Source organism: Nocardioides glacieisoli, from assembly GCF_004137245.1.
Lineage (GTDB): Bacteria > Actinomycetota > Actinomycetes > Propionibacteriales > Nocardioidaceae > Nocardioides > Nocardioides glacieisoli.
In genome coordinates, this window is the sequence record NZ_SDWS01000001.1 from 508,431 (window position 1) to 527,213 (window position 18,783).

At 69.2% G+C, this 18,783-nt stretch carries 16 protein-coding genes and 1 tRNA gene; 10 read left to right on the forward strand and 7 right to left on the reverse strand.

From position 1 onward, the window contains the following. The first annotated feature begins 32 nt into the window (after positions 1-32). Entirely contained in the window at positions 33-1,847 is a 1,815-nt protein-coding gene (locus EUA06_RS02515) for an ABC transporter ATP-binding protein (protein ID WP_129473413.1), read from the forward strand. After that, positions 1,844-3,658: an ABC transporter ATP-binding protein gene (locus EUA06_RS02520; protein ID WP_129473414.1), complete on the forward strand. Its 1,815-nt coding sequence runs from the start codon at positions 1,844-1,846 to the stop codon at positions 3,656-3,658. Before EUA06_RS02515 ends, EUA06_RS02520 begins: the two co-directional genes overlap by 4 nt. A gap of 17 nt (positions 3,659-3,675) precedes the next feature. Here EUA06_RS02520 and EUA06_RS02525 read toward each other — a convergent pair whose 3' ends face one another. After that, positions 3,676-4,107 carry an SsgA family sporulation/cell division regulator gene (locus tag EUA06_RS02525; protein ID WP_129473415.1) on the reverse strand — a complete coding sequence of 144 codons (432 nt, stop codon included), beginning with the start codon at positions 4,105-4,107 and terminating at the stop codon, positions 3,676-3,678. Positions 4,108-4,314: 207 nt separating this feature from the next. Between EUA06_RS02525 and EUA06_RS02530 the strand changes: the two genes are divergently transcribed. Both EUA06_RS02530 and EUA06_RS02535 read left to right on the forward strand, forming a co-directional pair. Next, a complete protein-coding gene (locus EUA06_RS02530) occupies positions 4,315-4,806 on the forward strand; it encodes a PGPGW domain-containing protein (protein ID WP_129473416.1) in 492 nt (163 codons plus the stop codon). A gap of 56 nt (positions 4,807-4,862) precedes the next feature. Next, positions 4,863-4,934, forward strand: a tRNA-Val gene (locus EUA06_RS02535). 166 nt (positions 4,935-5,100) lie between these two features. On the opposite strand, the gene EUA06_RS02540 is transcribed toward EUA06_RS02535, so the two are convergent. The 3 genes from EUA06_RS02540 to mobF all read right to left on the reverse strand — a co-directional run bounded on the left by EUA06_RS02540 (position 5,101) and on the right by mobF (position 8,462). Next, positions 5,101-5,298: a helix-turn-helix domain-containing protein gene (locus EUA06_RS02540; RefSeq protein WP_129473417.1), complete on the reverse strand. Its 198-nt coding sequence runs from the start codon at positions 5,296-5,298 to the stop codon at positions 5,101-5,103. Beyond that, positions 5,291-5,530: a hypothetical protein gene (locus tag EUA06_RS02545; RefSeq protein WP_129473418.1), complete on the reverse strand. Its 240-nt coding sequence runs from the start codon at positions 5,528-5,530 to the stop codon at positions 5,291-5,293. The genes EUA06_RS02540 and EUA06_RS02545 overlap by 8 nt, the downstream gene beginning before the upstream one ends. A 169-nt stretch (positions 5,531-5,699) precedes the next feature. Then, entirely contained in the window at positions 5,700-8,462 is a 2,763-nt protein-coding gene (gene mobF / locus EUA06_RS02550; protein ID WP_242497925.1) for a MobF family relaxase, read from the reverse strand. Between the two features lie 491 nt (positions 8,463-8,953). Between mobF and EUA06_RS23340 the strand changes: the two genes are divergently transcribed. The 5 genes from EUA06_RS23340 (at position 8,954) to EUA06_RS02570 (ending at position 13,590) form a co-directional block, all read left to right on the forward strand. Continuing rightward, positions 8,954-9,385, forward strand: a complete 432-nt coding sequence (locus EUA06_RS23340; protein ID WP_422879736.1) for a DUF6281 family protein — start codon at positions 8,954-8,956, stop codon at positions 9,383-9,385. 110 nt (positions 9,386-9,495) lie between these two features. After that, on the forward strand, positions 9,496-10,230 hold the full coding sequence (locus tag EUA06_RS02555) for a UPF0158 family protein (RefSeq protein WP_129473419.1): 735 nt from the start codon (positions 9,496-9,498) through the stop codon (positions 10,228-10,230). Positions 10,231-11,122: 892 nt separating this feature from the next. Then, positions 11,123-11,962 carry a hypothetical protein gene (locus tag EUA06_RS02560; protein ID WP_129473420.1) on the forward strand — a complete coding sequence of 280 codons (840 nt, stop codon included), beginning with the start codon at positions 11,123-11,125 and terminating at the stop codon, positions 11,960-11,962. Next, positions 11,959-12,507 (forward strand): SigE family RNA polymerase sigma factor, encoded by a 549-nt coding sequence (locus EUA06_RS02565; protein WP_129473421.1) that lies wholly within the window; start codon positions 11,959-11,961, stop codon positions 12,505-12,507. The genes EUA06_RS02560 and EUA06_RS02565 overlap by 4 nt, the downstream gene beginning before the upstream one ends. 171 nt (positions 12,508-12,678) lie before the next feature. Then, the gene (locus tag EUA06_RS02570; protein WP_129473422.1) at positions 12,679-13,590 is read left to right on the forward strand and encodes a tyrosine-type recombinase/integrase; all 912 of its coding nucleotides are present in this window, start codon (positions 12,679-12,681) and stop codon (positions 13,588-13,590) included. Between the two features lie 10 nt (positions 13,591-13,600). Here the strand turns inward: EUA06_RS02570 and EUA06_RS02575 are convergent, their stop codons facing one another. Then, positions 13,601-14,704: a tyrosine-type recombinase/integrase gene (locus EUA06_RS02575; protein WP_129473423.1), complete on the reverse strand. Its 1,104-nt coding sequence runs from the start codon at positions 14,702-14,704 to the stop codon at positions 13,601-13,603. A gap of 289 nt (positions 14,705-14,993) precedes the next feature. Here EUA06_RS02575 and EUA06_RS02580 point away from each other — a divergent pair, with 289 nt between their 5' ends. Next, entirely contained in the window at positions 14,994-16,097 is a 1,104-nt protein-coding gene (locus EUA06_RS02580) for a glycerophosphodiester phosphodiesterase (protein WP_129473424.1), read from the forward strand. A gap of 54 nt (positions 16,098-16,151) precedes the next feature. Here the strand turns inward: EUA06_RS02580 and EUA06_RS02585 are convergent, their stop codons facing one another. Further along, positions 16,152-16,481, reverse strand: coding sequence for a hypothetical protein (locus tag EUA06_RS02585; RefSeq protein ID WP_129473425.1), 330 nt, complete (start codon positions 16,479-16,481; stop codon positions 16,152-16,154). A 102-nt stretch (positions 16,482-16,583) separates the two neighbouring features. Continuing rightward, positions 16,584-18,719, reverse strand: coding sequence for a SpoIIE family protein phosphatase (locus EUA06_RS02590; protein ID WP_207208167.1), 2,136 nt, complete (start codon positions 18,717-18,719; stop codon positions 16,584-16,586). Positions 18,720-18,783: the final 64 nt, after the last annotated feature.

Below are 18,783 nucleotides of genomic sequence, written 5' to 3' on the forward strand. Positions count from 1 at the left end.
CCGCTGTTGGTGGCAGGGCATAGCCTCGCTGGGTGACAGAAGAAGCGGACCCGAAGGGCACCACCACTGCCGACGGGTTCCGCGTCCTGTGGGTCGGAGTCAAGCGTGAGCCCACCGTCTTCACCATTGCGACGCTCGGCGCCGTGCTGTTCGGCGTCCTCACGGTCGCCGACGCGTGGGTGCTCGGCTGGTCCACCCAGCACGTCCTGATCCCCGCGTTCGAGACCGGCGAGATCGGCACCGACCTGCTGGTCTGGGTCTTCGTGCTGTTCATGTCGGTGGCGATCCTGCGCGCGATCGGCATCGTCGCGCGCCGCCTCGGCGGCGGGATCATGTACTACCGGATGCAGTCACACACGCGGCGTGGCGTCACCCGGCAGTACCTCGCCCTTCCGATGGAGTGGCACCAGCGCCACCCCACCGGCCAGCTCCTCTCCAACGCCTACTCCGACGTCGAGGCGGCTTGGTCTCCGATCATGCCGCTGCCGATGGCGCTCGGCACCGTCGTGATGATGGTCGTCGCGGTCGTGCAGATGTTCATCGCCGACGTGGTGATGGCCATCGTCGGGCTGCTGGTCTTCCCGGCCGTGGTCGTCGCCAACCTGCTCTACCAGCGCTACGCCTCGCCCTTGATGACGCGGGCGCAGGGGCTGCGCGCCGAGGTCAGCGAGATCGCGCACGAGTCCTTCGACGGCGCGATGGTCGTCAAGACCCTCGGCCGCGAGACGGAGGAGACGGACCGTTTCCGCGCCAAGGCGCAGGAGCTGCGCGACGTCAACATCCGCGCCGGCCGCATCCGCGCGATCTTCGACCCCGCGCTCGCCAGCCTGCCCGGCCTCGGGGTCCTCGTCGTCCTCGCGGTCGGGGTCTCCCGCGTCACCACCGGTGCCACGACCGCCGGCGACGTGGTCACGGTCGCCTACCTCCTCACCATCGTCTCCTTCCCGATCCGGGCCATCGGCTGGCTCCTCGGCGAGTTCCCGCGCTCGGTCGTCGGCTACCGCCGCGCCAAGGCGGTCCTCGACGCCACCGGCGCCATGCCCTACGGCCCCGACGAGCTGCCCCGCACCGAAGCGGGTGCGCTGCTGCAGGTCGAGGACCTCCACTACTCCTACGACCCCGACAACCCGCTGCTGCGCGGCCTCGACCTCGAGGTCCGGCCCGGTCGCACCGTCGCGCTCGTGGGTGCCACCGCGTCGGGCAAGAGCACGCTCACCAGCCTGCTGAGCCGGCTCGTGGACCCGGACGCGGGCGCGATCCGGCTCGACGGCCGCGACCTGCGCACCCTGCGCAAGGGCGAGCTGCCGCGCGACGTCGCGCTGGTGCCCCAGACCGCGTTCATGTTCGACGACACCGTCCGCGGCAACGTCACCCTCGGTGCGGACGTCCCCGACGAGGAGGTCTGGAGCGCGCTGCGGACCTCGCAGGCCGACGGCTTCGTCGCGGCCCTCCCCGACGGGCTCGACACCAAGCTGGGGGAGCGCGGCACGTCGCTCTCCGGCGGCCAGCGCCAGCGGTTGTCGCTCGCCCGCGCGCTCGTACGCCGTCCGCGCCTGCTGATCCTCGACGACGCCACCTCCGCCGTCGACCCCGAGGTGGAGGCGCGGATCCTCGCCTCGCTGCGCGACGACGTCCACGGCGCCGCGGCCTCGCTGCTCGTCGTGGCCTACCGCAAGGCCACTATCTCGCTCGCCGACGAGGTCGCCCACCTCGAGGCCGGCCGCATCGTCGGGCGCGGCACCCACGCCGAGCTGCTGGAGTCCAGCCCGTCCTACGCCCACCTGGTCAACGCCTACGAGGTCGAGCCCGAGGGCACCTCGGTCGACGCCGGAAGGGACAACGCATGAGCACCACGGCCCCGACCGCGGCCTCCGGCACCAAGATGGACTCCGGCGAGGAGATCGGCGCGATCGCGACGATCCGCCTCGGCATGAAGTACTCGCCCGAGCTCCGCGAGGGCCTCGGCCTCACGCTCGTGTACGCGATCATCGCCTCGTGCGGGCAGATCGTCGTCCCGATCGCCGTGCAGCAGACGCTCGACCGCGGCCTCAACGCCCCGGGCGGCCCGCGCCTCGACTACGTCGCGTGGATGGGCGTGCTGGCGGCCGTCGCGATCGGCCTCACCAGCTGGGCGTCCTACGCCATGACGAGGCGGCTCTTCACCACCTCCGAGCACGGCCTCGCCACGCTGCGCACCAAGGCGTTCCGACACGTGCACGACCTGCCGCTGCTCACCCAGAACACCGAGCGCCGCGGTGCGCTCGTCTCCCGCGTCACGACCGACGTCGACCAGGTCAGCCAGTTCCTCGTCTTCGGCGGCCTGATCTTCGTGGTCAGCATCGGGCAGATGCTGGTCGCGACCGTGCTGATGATCGTCTACAGCTGGGAGCTGGCGGCCGTCGTGTGGCTCGCCTTCCTGCCGCTCTTCCTGTCGATCCGCTGGTTCCAGAAGAAGCTGTCGGCCGCCTACACCGTCGTACGCCACCAGGTGGGCGTGCTGCTCGGCGCCATCTCCGAGCCCGTCGTCGGCGCGGCTGTCGTCCGGTCCTACGGCGTCGAGGACCGCACCCAGGCGCGCATCGACACCGCGATCCAGGACTGGCAGAACGCCTACACGCACGCCCAGACCTACACGGTCACCTCGTTCTCGCTCGGCGGCCTGTCGGCCGGCCTGGCCAACGCCGGCGTCCTCATCATCGGCGTGCTGCTCGGCTTCACCGGCGACATGACGCCCGGCAAGGTCCTGGCGTTCGCGTTCCTCGTGACGCTGTTCGTCGGCCCCGTGCAGATGGGCACGCAGATCCTCACCGACGCCCAGAACGCCATCTCCAGCTGGCGCCGCGTGCTCGGGATCCTCGAGACCCCGGCCGACCTGGTCGACCCCGGCCCCGACGGCGAGGTGCTGCCGCGCGGCCCGATCGACGTCCGGTTCGCCGACGTGACGTTCTCCTACCCCGACGGCCCGCCGGTGCTGCGCGAGGTCGACCTCGCGATCGAGGCCGGCACCCGCGTCGCGATCGTGGGCGAGACCGGCTCGGGCAAGTCGACCTTCGCCAAGCTGCTCACCCGCCTGATGGACCCGGTCGACGGAGCGGTGCTCCTCGACGGGGTCGACGTACGCCGCATCGAGCCGCGCTCGCTGCGGCGCAGCGTGGTGCTGGTGCCGCAGGAGGGCTTCCTCTTCGACGACACCATCGCAGCCAACGTCCGCTACGGCCGCCTCGAGGCGACCGAGGGCGAGATCCGTGAGTCGGCGGTCCAGCTCGGCGTCGACGAGTGGCTCGACGCCCTGCCGCGCGGTCTGCACACGCAGGTCGGTCAGCGGGGGGAGTCGCTCTCAGCGGGGGAGCGGCAGCTCGTGGCGCTGCTGCGCGCCCACCTCGCCGACCCCGACCTGCTCGTGCTCGACGAGGCGACCAGCGCGGTGGACCCTGCGCTGGAGATGCAGATCGGGCGGGCGCTCGAGCGCCTGATGCAGTCGCGTACATCGGTGACGATCGCGCACCGGCTCTCGACGGCCGAGGGGGCCGACGAGGTCATCGTCGTCGACAAGGGACGTGTCGTGCAGCGCGGGCCGCACTCGGTCCTGGTGACCCAGGAGGGCAGCGTCTACGCGGGACTGCACGCGAGCTGGATCGCCCAGCACTCGCAGGTGTAGCCGGATCAGGCCACGGGTCAGGCCAGAACCTGATTGATCAGCATGTCCACGTCGAAGAAGTCCGACTCGGTGCCCGGCGCGACGACCGCGGCGGAACGCGCGAGGAAGTCCTGGACGTCGGCGGCACTGGCGTGCAGCACGAGGTGACCGTCGGGTGAGCTGAGCTCGATGCTGACCATCGCGCGCCCGGTGAGGCTGAGTGCCGGGGAGACGTGCACGTCGCCGTCGCCGGCTGGGCCCGCCACGCCGCGGATGAGCAGGTCGCGGCCGAAGGTCCACACGAGGTCGCCCTCGGGCGTCACGAACGTCATGGCCACGGCGAAGGGGTCGGTGCTGCGGTAGCCGAGCACCGTCGCGATCTCGTGTCGGATGCCGCGCTCGTCCGTGCACTCCACGGTCATGTCGCACGTCACATCGGCCAGCGTGTGACCGCCACCAGACATGTTCATCGCTGCTCCTTGAGGAAGGTGCCCGTACGCGGTTCCCGGGCTCGGTGCTCATGAGACGGCATCTGCGCCGTCCCGTGATGCGAAACCCGCAAAAATGACCCGGACCGGTCCAGACCTGTTCTTGAGGATCACTCATGACGAACTTGGAGAAACGTTCGTGTTTCCTTGGACCATATCGGGCTGGGGCGGCCGGGTAGGTTTCTACCCATGACGGGGGCAGCCAAGCGGATCGTTCTCGAGACCCTCGGTTGGGTCCTGCTGCTCCTCGGGATCGCGGCGATCTTCCTGCCGGGTCCCGGGCTGCTCGGGATCTTCGCCGGGCTCGCGCTGCTGTCCCAGCAGTACGACTGGGCCGAGAAGCGCGTCGAGCCCGTCCGGCTGCGCGCGATGCTCGGCGCGGCCGAGGGCGTCGAGACCGTCCCACGCATCGTCGCCTCGTGCCTGGGTGCCGTCGCGCTCGCCGGCTTCGGCGTGCTGTGGATCATGAAGCCGCCGGCGCCCGCCTGGTGGCCGGTCTCCGAGACGTGGTGGCTCCCGGGCGGCATCTGGACCGGCGTCACCCAGGTCGCGTCCGCGTTCATCGCGATCGGGCTCATCGTCTACAGCTACCACCGCTTCCACGGTGACCCCGACGCTGCCGACGACCTGCGCCGGCAGATCAAGGACCGCAAGACGGACAAGGTCTCCAGCGACGACTGACAGTCCCACCCGGATTGTCGACCCGCTCCGAGCATGGGATATCGTTCCCGCGTCCCGGGCGATTGGCGCAGTGGTAGCGCGCTTCGTTCACACCGAAGAGGTCACTGGTTCGAACCCAGTATCGCCCACCCGAGAAACCCCAGGTCAGAGGCCCTTTCGAGGGCCTCTTTCCATGTCACGTGCAACATACGTGCAACAAACTCACCGCTGGTTCCGGCCACAACGGCCCCAGGTGTTGGTCGTTGCGCGTTGGTTCGGTCACCGCTCGTCACGATCAGAACCGCTTTCCCGCCCTCAGCATCGCGCTGATGGGATCTGCCGAGGCGCGGCTTCCAGGTCCTCGAGCTTGATCCGGATGGCCCGCTTGCCACAGCGGTACGCCGGGAGGGTGCCGGCAGCGATCCAGCGCCGGATCGTCTTCACCGAGACCGACATGGCCTCGGCCGCCTCCTCGAGGCTGAGGTAGACCGGGATGACGCGTCGCTCAGTCATCGGATCGCCCCTCCGCGCGCGGGTCGGTGGCGCAGGCAAGGAAGCGGCGGGCCGCGGCGACGGTGATGTAGAGGCGGCCGATGCCTTGGAAGCGGGTCCAGCGCGGGCCGACGCCGCGCTGGCGCCAGTCGCGGGCGGTGCGCTGGGGTGTGCGGATGAGGTCGCAGAACTCCTCGAACAGGATCAGGTTGTTGTCGTCCCAGTCGTCCGGGATGCCGATGGGTGTCACCATCACGTTTCCTCTCGCCGTGGCCGCCGACCGATTCAGCGACCTGCCCGGAGAAGCAACAGCGCGCTCGGCGGGCGGACATCAGTTGGCCATTCCTGTCGAGATCGGCTTCTCCCTGGTCTCCTAGGTCGCGTTGGGTCCTCCGAGCGATCATCTGGAGGCAGGAGCTTGGTCACCGACCGATCCCGCGCGAAGTCTTTGGAGGTGCCGGGATCGGCTCGGGCCGGCGCCGAGCAACGTCTCGTAAGGCCGCGGCCTGCACGCCAGTGGGACGTGCCGGCGCACTCGGTCCGTACCGGTCGAGGTCGCCCGCGGCCCTCTGCGCGGCGTGGCTTGGCCCGAGGTCGGCACGGTCGCGGCTGAAGACCTCGACCCATTGGCTGCGAGCGTCGTCGACGGACTCCGCGACGAGATGGGCGGTGTTGTGGTGACGTCCCCGGGTCATGGCGACGTACGCCGAGGCCGCGCCGGTCGTCTCACCGAGCGCGAAGTGGGCAGAGGCGACGGTCTCGCCCTGGGCTCCGTAGACGGTGGTGGTGAACGCGAGCTCGACGTGCTCGCGCACGTACTCGGCGGGCAGCGCGCGTTCACCGGCGCGGCCGGTGACGAGCAGGCTGCCGTCCTCCCCGATCCCGGCCACAATCCAGGTGTCACGGTTGGCGACCGCGAGGTCGCGGTCGTTGCGTCGGGTGGCGACCCGGTCGCCGAGACCGATCCGCTCGCCACGACGCGTGATCGGCTCACCAGCCCGTTCACCAGCCCGTTCACCAGGGCGCTCACCAGACTGCTCACCGGGTGACGCGCCCGCGCCGTGGCGGCGGTCGCGGATGGCTGCGTTGAGCGCACTGACCTGGTCGCGGGTGTCGGCGATAACGAGCTGGTCACCATCACCGGCGCGGCCATCAGCACGGGCGGCGCCGATGGCGGCTAGGGCTGCGGTGCGTTCCACCTCGCTGGCATGCAGGACGATCTGGCCGCGCTCGAGGAGGTCGTCGAAGACCTCACCAGGGCGCTCACCACTGCGCATCAGCAGGCTGAAGTCGGCGTACGCGGGATCACTGAACCGGTGGACCGCCTCGAGCTCGTGGTGTCCTGCGGGGGACACCCAACGTGCGGCGAGGTCGAGGACACCGCCGCGACCAACAGCTGGGAGCTGGTAGCGGTCGCCGAGGAGCGCGACCGTCGCGTGCGCTCGGTCGGCGATGGCGAACAGCGCGCGGGCGGTGTCCTGGTCGAGCATCCCGGCCTCGTCGACAAGGAGGACGTCACCGGCGAGCAACCGTGCGCGGGCCTCGGGCGCGGCCTCGGTCTGCGACCAATGGCCGTCCTCGTCCCAGCGATAGCCGTGCTGGTGGATGAGCCAGGCGGCGGAGAACGCGTCGGCGCCGACCTGCTGACGTGCCGCTTGGGCGGCCTTGAGGGTCGGGGTGACGACCACGAGCCGGCGGTCGGCGTCGTCGAGTACGTCGCGTGCGGAGGCCAAGGTCGTGGTCTTGCCGGTGCCGGCAGCGCCTTCGATCACCAGCAGACCAGCATCGCCGGCCAGCGCCGCGACCACACGCCGCTGTGCAGGGTCGAGGTGGTCGATGCTGCGGAGTCGGACCCCCTCGGTCCCCGGTCGTTCCGCGCGGGCGGCGATGCTCTGAAGCAGGTCCGCTTCGACGGCGAGGACCCGGTCGGACGTCAGGCTGCGGACGTGCTCGGGGACGTCACCTCGGTCCAGCAATGGCACGCACCGGGTCCGCGCACGCTCGGCGATGTCTTCGACCAGCTCGTGCCGGACGCCTCGTTCGGCCACGACCCCGACGGAGGCGATCAGCCGTTCGGCCTCGCCACGGATGTCGGCTGCGTTCCACGCCGACCGCTTGGCGCCGAGCCGGGTCAGCACGAGGTCAGCGGCGACGTCCCTGTTGAGTCGTCCGATCTGGAGGCCCGGCTCTGTCGCCAAGTGGGTTGGTGGGGTCGGCGGGGCGAAGCCGAGAGCACGCAGCTCGTCGTTCCACGCAACGACGAGGCCGGCGCCGCTGCAGGGCACGACCTTGTCGGGCCGCGCGTCCGCCCACGCACGTCGGTCCCAAGTACGCCGCAGTTGCGGGCCGGGCTCCTGGCCGGGATGCTCGGCTCTCCAGTCGGCCTCGTACCGGTCGACGTTGCCGTTGATCTGCGCGGCGCGCTGGCTGAACCCTCCCGCGTACGACGCGAGCTGCTCGATCTCGCCGGCCTCATCGAGCGTGTAGCCACGCGCGGCAAGGGCCCCCCGGAACTCGGGGTCGCACATCACGGCCGCGTGCCCGATCCCGTTGAGCGCCTCGATGCTGTCGACGACACCGACCGAGTGCAGCCCACGCCACGCACCGCGCGCGAACACGCGCGCGTTGAACTGCAGGTGGAGGTGGCGATGCGGGTCACCCGCCCGCGACGTGTAGTGACGCACGACAGCCGCCTCGAGCTTCTCCACCGGGACCTGCACCTGCCGGCCGCGCGGGCCGACCCGCGTGGTGGCGTGCGCGGCCACCCACCCGATCACCTCACCAGCGGCCCGATCCATCGCCGCGTCATAGGCCGTCGCGACATCGGGGTGAAGTGCGGCGGCGAGCGACCAGGACTTCGGCCCGTTCACCACGACCTCGACGAACCGCAACGCACGGGGGTCGTCACGCAGACGACCCCTCGGCGTCCCAGTGTCGGCGTCGTGGCCGGCGACCCACCGCTCGTAGGCGTCCCCGTCCAGCGTCCCCCCCTGCTGGACTGCCAGAACACCGCGTCCCCCCGCTGGGAGACCTCTGGCGACGTATCGCTCGGCCACCCCGGTGCCCTCGGCGAGGTAGTAGTCGTCGACACGCGAGCGGTCCGTCTCCATGTACGAGCGCGCGGCGGACGCTGCGCCGCGGTAGAACTTCACCCCACCGCGCATCGCCTCGTCACCGCCCGTCACTACTCGTCACCTAGCCTTGAAATGACGCTCGGTCCGCCCCGAGGGGCGGACCGATCTACGGACCTTCGTAGCATGCGTGCCGCTCGGTTTTGAAGGCTTTCGAGTGGGTGCGGCGGTGCGGAATCCGGGTCCGTCACTGAACGTCAATCGAGCTGTCGCGCTGCAGGAGGCGCCGACGACTTCGGGTGGTGTGGCTGGATCGGCGTGGCCGTCGTAGCGTCATCGACCTTGGCCTCGTCGGCCAACTTGGCGCGACGATGCGGGCGCTCCTCCGGACCGTTTTGGCGGCGTCCGGCTGTATCGGTGAGCAACCGACCTAAACCCAACCCGGCACCCGGTTCGCCGGCCGGAAGCTGATGCGTCCGCCGCCCATCGACACGATTGTGTTACCGGATCTGCCGATGAGCGCGTACCCGTTGGCTAGTGTCAGTCCTCGGGAGCCATAAGACGCCACCGTTCGTCCTACCGTCTTACTGCCGAAGCGAGGTGTCATGCCCTTTCGAATCGCACTGTGTGCAGTTCTCGTATGCGTGGCATCGGCAGGCTGCACCAGCCAGCGGGACTCGGGACACGTCGACGGCTCTTCAGAGAGCGGGGCGACGGCGACCCAGACTGCTCGTGCGCTCCCGTCCGAATGCACGCCGTTGCTCCGGTTCAAAGGAGTCGTCTATCAAGGGCTGGGCTACACCAACCAGGTTGGCGAGAAGATCGGGAGGGCTCGGGAGGCTGAGTGTCTCGACGTGACCGGCGAAGGTCCTCGCTTCACCCGAGGGCCATCCAAGGTCCGCGTGAGCGTCGTGCGCGGCTATTCCCCCGCCGCCGTCCTCGCGGCCTCCGTCAGCAACTCCATGTACAGCGTGTACGTCGCCGACACAGTGCTCCCAGCGGAACGCGAAGCCATCGTTCGCGATCTCGCTAAGTAACTCGTCGAGCCAACAGGGTGTGGTCCAACCGAAGCAAGCAGCCCTTCGCTCAAACGCACGGATCTGCCGCGAGTAGTGCGCGGGACGGCAGCGATGAGAAGAATGCCGTCATGTCCCAGCGAGAGCGGCTACGAGAGTTTCGCGCTGCCGTGTTCACGGCGGATGGAGAGGCGCTGGTGTCGCTGCTCCGCGCGGGTCCCTGGCCAGGTCACGCGCTCGAGTTGATCGGTGATGGGCTCCTCGCGGCGCTGGCTCAGAACGTCGGTGGAGCGCGCGAGCTGGCTGAGCGGTGCGTGACCGATTTGCGCGAGAGGGACTGGGAGGGCGATGAGGATCTGGTTGCCGCGTTGACGGCGAGACTGGGGGCTGGGCCGGCCCCGTTGTTGAGGAGCCTGCCGGTCGATCTCGACGAACTCGTTGATGTGCTCGAGGGAGATGCGGTCGCGGGAGGCGGCCGAATTGATCTTCACACCGGCGAGGTGTGGCCCGAGGCGGTGTTTGAGTACGGGCTCGAGAGCGAGGAGGAAGGGGAAGGTGAGGACCTCGACGACGGCGAACGCTGGCTGTGGGTCGTCAGCGAAGGCTCACGCGCTGGCTATCGCGATATGGAGTTGTTCGTCGGCGGGGTCGCCGAACCAGACCTCGCCGACCGACTGGCGCGGACGTTGAAGGGCCGGGGCTCGTTCCGCCGTTTCAGAGACGAGCTGTCACGCTGGCCCGGCCTTCAAGATCGCTGGTACGTGTACTCCGCGGAACGGCGGCGGGGACGCGCCCGAGCCTGGCTCGCCGCCGAAGGCTTCGCCCCGGCAGCGCCGGCCGCCGACGGTGCTCAGAAGGCGACCTGATCGCGGCAGCCCTCGCGCATCGCGGCAGATCCGGACGATGGGGGCTGGAACGTTTTCCCTACGTCGCGAGTCGAAGTCGTGTGAGACTCGCCGACATGTACCCCTATCGGGTGGCGGCTTTGCTGTTGTGCGCTTGGACGCTCAGCATGCTTGGTGCGCCCCCGGCCGCCGCATCGTGCGCGACTGCCCCTGGCCCATCGCCATATGCGTTTCTGGGAACGGTCATCGCAACCAGCCAAGGTGATCGAGTAGTGCAGGTTGTGACAGATGGTGGTGCGACCGTCACTGTTCTGGGAACGACAGGTAGGTCCGACAACGCTTTTACTTCAGTGGATCGTCGCTATGCGTTGGGCGGTAGGTACGAGTTCCACCCGCTCAACGATGAGTCGCCGTACTCCGACAACTCGTGTACCGCGACCCGACAACTGAGCGGCCCTTCGTTGTCCGCTATCCCTCCCCAGGTCAACAAGGGAGTGCTTCCTGCGTGGCTACCGGTCGACGAGCAGGCTGGTCCGCTGGGTTACCTGCTCTTCTTCGGACCCATCGCGCTCGGCCTCGGCGTTCTGATTGTCGGGCTGCGTAGGCTCGTCCGCAGGCAGCGCACTGCGTCGCGTACCTCCTGACAGCAAGCCGTGCGCGCAACTCTCTGCGCCCGGATCTCGGCAGACCCCCGCACAACTCGCGGCAGATCCGGGCGAGCGTAGCCGCCCTCAACGCGGCAAATACGGGCGCCCCGAGAGACCATCGACATGCGGGGACTAGATGTGGCGCCGTTGTTTCGGGACGGGGTTCCGGTCCTGGAGCCGGTACCTCAGTCGGGACTTGATGACAACCGATCCGCCTCTTCTGCGTATTTGTGTGTGACAGCATCGGTACGAACTCAGGAGCAGCGATGGACCTCATGGACCGTTTCGAGAAGGCCACGTCGGGTGGTCCTGAGCATCGGGCGATCGAGGACAGGCTGGCCGTTGGCCGCCGTGCCAGCGCACGACGCAGGGCAAGCCTCGCCGCCGGGGCAACGGCCGCCGTACTAACTGCCGCCGGTGTCGTCTGGGCCGTCCAGCCCGGCGTCGACTCGGTTTCTGGCAAGGACATCGTCGCGTCCGACGCAGGCAGCGTTGAGCGCGACTCTGGGGCACCGGAGTCGCCCACGAGCACGCCGTCCCCTCCGACCGCCCTGTTCCGCTACGACCTCGACACCGCCGCGCTTGAGGTGGCCGACGGTGTCACCATCGTGCGACAGGTCGAGAACCCGGTCCCTCACAAGGACGTCACGTCTGCGGCCGCCGTGGTGGACTACAGGGGCGAGCGCAGGTGGGTCATGGCAGCCGTCGTCCGCGGGCGGTCGGGCTGGGGATCCGACATAGAGGCGACCTCGTCCCGGAACTTTGGGCAGTGGGTGCATGAACTCACGGTTCTGAACACGGCGCAGATGTTCAGCGACGGCTCATCCGACGGCGACTGGGTCACGCTGGACAGCGACGGCGGTCTGACGGCTCAGAATGGGGCCACCGTCGTGGAGCAATCCACTCCGGCGAGGATCGACCAGGCACCCGCTGATGTGCCCAGCGCAGTTGGCACGATCGACGTTGACGGGGCGCTGTTGTGCGTGGTCGCTCGGATGCTTCCTGGTGAGGACGTCGACATCACCTACTTGGCAGAGTCCGAGCACCAGGGTTGCGGAGAAGCCGTACCAGGCATCGACTACCCGGGCGCTCCGGCAACCTCATGAGGCGAGCAGAACGCGAAGCGGCCTACTCGGCATTCGTCCTGTCCAGACAGGACCACCTCCGACGCATCGCATACGCCCTGTGTGGCAACTGGCACGACGCCGACGACCTGCTTCAAGTCGCGTTGACAAGGCTCTACACGGCGTGGCCACGCATCTCCTCTGACGGGAACCCCGAGGCCTACGTGCGCACCATCTTGATGCGAGCAAACGTCGATAACCACCGCCTGCGGGGCCGTCGTGTTCGCACGGCGCGCCTCGATGCAGCCGGTGACCCAGCCGCGCTGGCTGGGTTGCCCGTTGACGAGCGCGACGCGCTCATCGAGGCCGTTCAGCGGCTCCCGGAGATGCAGCGCAAGGTCATCGTGCTGCGGCACTGGCTCGGCTTTGACGTGCACGAGACAGCCCGCGAACTGAACATCTCTGACGGCACGGTCAAAAGCCACTCATCACGCGGCCTGGCGGCGTTGCGGGCTCGGCTCGACGCCGAGTCCGACGAGGAGGAGCAACCCACGGGCGCCGTAGGCCACCAGGCACAACGAGCGTGACCACAAGGGCCATACGGCAACAGCGGCGGTGTCGTCGCAACATGCCATTCTCAATAAGCAGCGCAACCGGTCATCGGCAGATCCGGTTGATCCAGAGAAGCTCTTCACGACAACACGTGGAGCGGAGCACTTCTATTGACGGACGTGCAGGCGCGGTCACGTCGTAGATGTATGGACACCGACACGCTCCCCGTACTGATCGACGCTGATGACCCCATGCTGCGCCTCGCCGTCGCCGCCCACCTAGCCCGCTACAAGGGACGCACCCGCGCCCACACCGCCTCCGACCTCAACGCCTACCTGCGTTGGTGCGTCGAACATGACCTCATGCCACTGCAAGCGCAGCGAAGTCATATCGAGCTCTATCTACGCTGGCTTCAAGAAGTGCGACGTCTGCAGCCCTCGACAGTCTCCCGGCGCCTTTCCGTGCTCGCCACGTTCTATCGAACCTGCGTCATCGACCAGGTGCTCGAGCACTCACCGGCCGAGTACGTCCGACGCCCTCACGTGCCGCAACAGTCGCCCACGCTCGGCCTCAGCCATCTGCAGTTCGAGGCCATGCTCACCGCAGGACGCGACTCCGCCAACCCCAACGACTTCGCCCTCGTCGCCATGCTCGGTCTACTTGGCTTGAGGATCTTTGAAGCTACCGGCTCGAAGATCCAGGCGCTTGGCGAAGCTCGTGGCCATCGCGTGCTCACCGTTCATGGAAAGGGCGACAAGACGGCCCAAGTCCCGCTGCCACCGGCTGTTGCCCGCGCCATCGACCGAGCGATCGATGAGCGCCAAGACGGTCCGATCCTCCTCAACCGAGATGGCCGACGGATGGACCGGCACGCCGCCACCCGAAGGCTACGAGTCCTAGCCAGGTCCGCGGGTGTCACCACCGCTCGGATGCACCCACACATGCTGCGCCACACCTTCGTGACCACGATGCTCGACGCCGGCGTTGACCTGCGCGACGTCCAGATCGCCGCTCGCCACGCCGACCCGCGCACCACGATGCGCTACGACCGCGCGCGCAACAACCTCGATCGTCACCCGAACTACATCTTGGCGGCATTCATGGCGTCAGCGACATGAGAGCCCACCCTCATGACGGAGTCCTCGTCACCAAGTCTGAGAGCGCTTCGGCGATGACCTTGTCGCGGTTCTGAGCCGCGTGTTGATAGCGCAGCGCTGCGCCTGCGGTGGAGTGCCCGAGCCGCGCCATGAGCTCGGCGAGCGTGGCGCCTGTACTGGCGGCCAGGACCGCCCCTGTGTGGCGGAGGTCGTGGAAGCGGAGGTCGGGTCTTCCTGCTTCGTCACGGGCCTTGTAGAAGACCTTGTAGAGCGTGGCGGGTGCCAGGTGTTTGGTCGGGTCTCCGGCAGCGGGGAAGAGAAGTCCTTCGCGGCCTCCGGTGATGTTGCCGGCCAAGTGTGCTTTCACTGCGGGCAGCAGGTGCGGCGGGATCGTGACGTCTCGTGTGCCCGCGTCTGACTTCGGAGTGCCGACAATGAACTGTCCATCGACTCGCACCACTGCGCGACGGATCTTCACCACACCGCCGGTGAGGTCGACGTCGTGTCGGCGTAGCTCGGTGATCTCCCCGAACCGGAGGCCACACCAGGCGGCGAGCAGCACCATCAGTCGGTAGCGCTCCGGCATGGCCTGGGCGAGTGCTTCGAGTTCGGGCAGAGTCGCGGGCTCGATCTGCTTGGCACGCTTGACATTTCCGGCACCGCGGATGTGGCACGGGTTGTGAGTGATGAGACGACGCTGCACGGCGTCTCCAAGAATGGTCCGCAGCAGCCCATAGGCGTGCGCTCGAGACGTCGGGGTCGAGTCCCCGAGCCGGTAGTACCAGTCGTCGACGAGGTCGGCGGTGATGTGCTTGAGCGCTATGTCGCCGAAGGTGGGCAGCAGCTTGGCGTCGAGGATCTTTCGGTAGTGGTAGCGGCTGCGGGGTTTGAGAGTGCGGTTCGTCAGCCAGCGTTCGGCGTGCTCCCCGAACGTGATCGGCGGCTTGGTCGTGGGCGGGGTCCAGTCCTCACTGTTGATCTCACGACGTCGGTCCGTGAGCCAGCCCTCGGCATCCTCAGCCGTCTCGAAGGTGACTGGCGCCTTGTGTCGGAGCGTGTCGGGGCCGAGATAGGAGGCCTGCCAACGTCCGGACGGGAGCTTCCGGATAGCTCCGAAACCGCGCCTGCGTGCCATCCCTGATTTCCCCTCGCGTGCAACAACGTGCAACAAGGATGGCAGAAAGTGTCCGCTTGCGTCCACGTCGAGAGGCGATACAAAGCCCCATTACCGCAGGTCAGCGCCCTATTGGCCACTTCTGTCCAGTATCGCCGCTGCCCGGGCAATAGAATTCGAACCCAGTATCGCCCACCGAGGATGGTCAGAGCCGCGCTACAGGTAGCGCGGCTCTGTCGTTCTCCAACCGTCATCCCGCGTTCATCCGGGCGACGGCCCCTCGCTGCGGCGGCGCGGTGGGCTCTCGGGCATGACCTCTCGGACCTCGCTCGTCGCCACGAGCGCCACCCTCGCCCTCGCTGGCTCCCTCACCTCCCTCACCGCCCTGACCTCGGCGCCGGCCACCGCCGCTCCGGCACCCCTTGCGGTGCCCTCGCTCGTCGAGCCGATCCTGATCGGCCACCGCGGCGCCTCCGGCTACCGGCCCGAGCACACGCTGGCGGCCTACGAGCTCGCCATCGAGCAGGGCGCCGACTACATCGAGCCCGACCTCGTCTCGACCAGGGACGGCGTCCTCGTCGCCCGTCACGAGAACGAGATCGGCGGCACCACCGACGTCGCCGACCACCCCGAGTTCGCCGACCGTCGCACCACGAAGACCATCGACGGCCGGTCCGTGACCGGCTGGTTCACCGAGGACTTCACCTACAAGGAGCTCCGCACGCTGCGCGCCGAGGAGCGGCTGCCGCAGGTGCGCCCCGACAACACGGCGTACGACGGCCAGGAGCGCATCCCCACCCTCGACGAGGTCATCAAGCTGGCCCGCCGCGAGGGCGTGGGCATCTACCCCGAGACCAAGCACCCGACCTACTTCGACTCGATCGGCCTGTCGCTCGAGGAGCCGCTCGTCGCGGCGCTCGAGAAGCGGCACTGGGACGACGCCGACGACCCGGTGATCATCCAGTCCTTCGAGACCGCCAACCTCCGCGACCTCGACACCATGGTCGACGTACCGCTCGCACAGCTGGTGGACGCCAGCGGCAAGCCCTACGACTTCACCGCCGCCGGTGACCCCCGCACCTACACCGACCTGCTCACCCCGGCCGGCCTGGCCTGGATCGCGACCTACGCCGAGGGTGTCGGCGTGAACAAGGACCGCGTCCTCCCGCGCACCGGGGGAGCGACCACCGTGCCGAGCGCCGTGGTCGGCGACGCCCACGAGCAGGGCCTGATCGTCCACGTCTGGACGCTGCGCCGTGAGAACCAGTTCATGGCGACGAACTTCCGGATCGGCACCGACCCCAACGCCCCCGGCGACCTCGCGGCCGAGGCTCGCGCCTTCCTCGACGCAGGAGTGGACGGGATCTTCAGCGACAACCCGGACCTCGTGGCCCAGGTGCTCGACGCAGGCTGACGGGGCGCCCGGATCGTCACGCGCGCCGGACGCTCGTCGACGTCGCGAGGGCGGTCAGGACCAGCCGCTGACCCTGCGCTGCTGGGGCACGCGGGGGCGGGAGCCGGCCTCCGCGTGCGAGGCACGCGGCCCGCGTGCGAGAAGGGCGTGCGTGGGGTCGTGGTCCACCCACACGGCGTGCGAGCGGTGGCACCGACGGTCCTGGTGCGGGCACCGCGTGCTGCACGCGGTCTGCCACGTCACCGTGCGGCTACCGGGCAGGGTGGCCAGGGTGCCGGGGACGTAGAGCTCCGGGTCGTGGTCGAGCGAGGCGATCACGTCGCGCTCGATCGCGGCGGACGCGGGGCTCGCGCTGGCGTGGGCGTTGTGCGGTGTGCGGGGCACGACTTCCTCTCGTGGATGCATGGACTGCCGACCCGAGCCAGCACGTCCCACGTACCCACGCCCACTCGCTGTAAACGTCCGTTCACCCAAAAGGTGGAAAGTTCAAGCAACCGTCTCGGGGTTCCACCGCACGACGAGGAGCGCCACGTCGTCCTCCGGCTGGTCGCCGATCATCTGCGCGAGCAGCCGGTCGCAGAGCACCTCGAGGTCGGCGGTGCCGGGCTCCAGCTCGCGCAGCAGCTCCTCGAGGGCCTTGATGCCCTGCCCGACGTCGCGCCCACGACGCTCGACCAGTCCATCGGTGTAGAAGAGCAGGGTCGAGCCCGGCTCGAGGAACGCAGCGCGCTCGGCTCGCTTCGTCTCGGGGTCGAGCCCCAGCAGGAGGTCGTTGTCCTCCACGTCGGCCAGCCTCGTGACCACGCCGTCCGGGCCCACGAGCATGGCGGGCGGGTGGCCCGCGTGCGCCCAGCGCAGCACGACCTCCTCGCCGGCGGCCGCCCCGGGGCGCGGGTGGTGCTCGAGCCGCGCCACGACCGCGGTCGCGGTGGTCTCCAGGCGCAGCGACTCCATCACGTGGTCGACCCCGGACAGCACCGCCGCGGGGGAGTAGCCGCTGTGCACGGCGATGCCGCGGAGCAGCCCGCGCACCTGGCCCATGGCGGCCGCTGCCTCGACGTCGTGGCCCACGACGTCACCGACGACGACCACGACGTCGTTGTTGCCCGGCCCGCGGTTCTGCTGGAGGAAAGCGTCGTACCAGTCACCGCCGATCCGCGCCGCGTCGCTGGCCGGGGAGTAGCGGGTGACGACCTCGAGGTGGGGGGTCTGCGGCGGGTCGGTCAGCATGCTCCGCTGCAAGGCCTCGGCCACGTCACGCTGCTCCTCGTAGAGCCGCGCGTTGTCGAGGGCCAGACCGGCGCGGACGCCGATGTCCTCGAGCAGCGAGGCATCGTCCGCGGTGAAGGCCCTCCTGTTCCCGCCGCGGAAGGCGGTGACCACACCCACCGTGCGTCCGCGCGCTCGCAGGGGCACGGCGACGGCAGACTCCGGATCGAGCTCGCGCAACCGGTCGCGAGCTGCCCCCTCGCGCAGCACTGCGGCGACCTTGTCGGTGGCACCGGACTCCATGAGGACGGTCGTCATGTCGCGGATCGCCCGCGCCAGGTAGGACTCGTCGGTCATCGCGCGCAGGCGCAGCGAGGCGTACTGCTCGACGGTCTCGTGCATCGCGGGGTCGGCATGCGCCCACCCCGCGTCGGTGAGCCCACGGCGCCAGTCGGTGGCGTGCGGGTCGTCGACGAGCGTGACCAGGCACCAGTCCGCGAGGGACGGGACGAGGAGGGTCGCCAGCAGGCTCACACCCTCGGTCGGGTCCAGCGTGCCGGTGAGGCCCTCCGAGACCGACGCGAGCAGGGCGAGTCGGTCGGCCGAGCGGGACAGCGCGTCCTGCGCCTCGCGGCGGTCGCTGATGTCGACGAAGTAGACCGCGAGACCCTCGGGTGACGGCCAGGCCCGCACCTCGTACCACCCGTCGAGCGGTGGCGGGTAGTAGGCCTCGAACGACACCGGGCGCCCCGTGGCGACGGCAGAGCGGTAGTTCACCTCGAACTCGCTGCCGATCGCTGCCGGGAACTCCTCCCACACGGACCGTCCGACCAGGTGAGCGCGACCGGCGCCCAGGAGGCGCTCGGCCTCGGAGTTGACGTAGGTGAAACGCCACTCGGCATCGAGCTGGTAGAAGGCCGACGACATCGACTCGAGGACCCGACCGATGCGGGCCTCGCCCTCGTGCACCTCGGTGGTGTCGTACGCCGCGCCCACCAGGCGCACGGCAGGCCCGCCCTCGGTCTCGGCGAAGGCCCGCCCGCGGGCCTCGATCCACCTCACGCCACCCTCGGGCCGCACGACGCGGTACTCGGCGACGTAGTCACCGCAGGTGGCGATCGCGAGCCCGGCAGCAGCGGTCACGCGGGCCAGGTCGTCGGGGTGGACGCACGCGTTGAAGGCCTCGATGGTGCCGCCGAACGACGACTCGTCGAGACCGAAGAGCTCGAGCAGCCGCTCGTCCCAGCGCAGGCGACCGCTGACCAGGTCCCAGACGAAGGCGCCGACCCCCGCCGCGTCGATGGCGAGGCGCAGGGCGACGCGGTCGCTCTCCTCGTCCAGCGCAGCGGTCATCTCGACGGGCTCCCTCTGGGCGGGTACGCCGATCGCGGACGGGGCACCGATCTCCGACACGCGTGCTCCTCTGCACTGGTCAGGCCCACCCGTGGTCTCCGGGCGTGCCCTTGGCCGCAGGGTG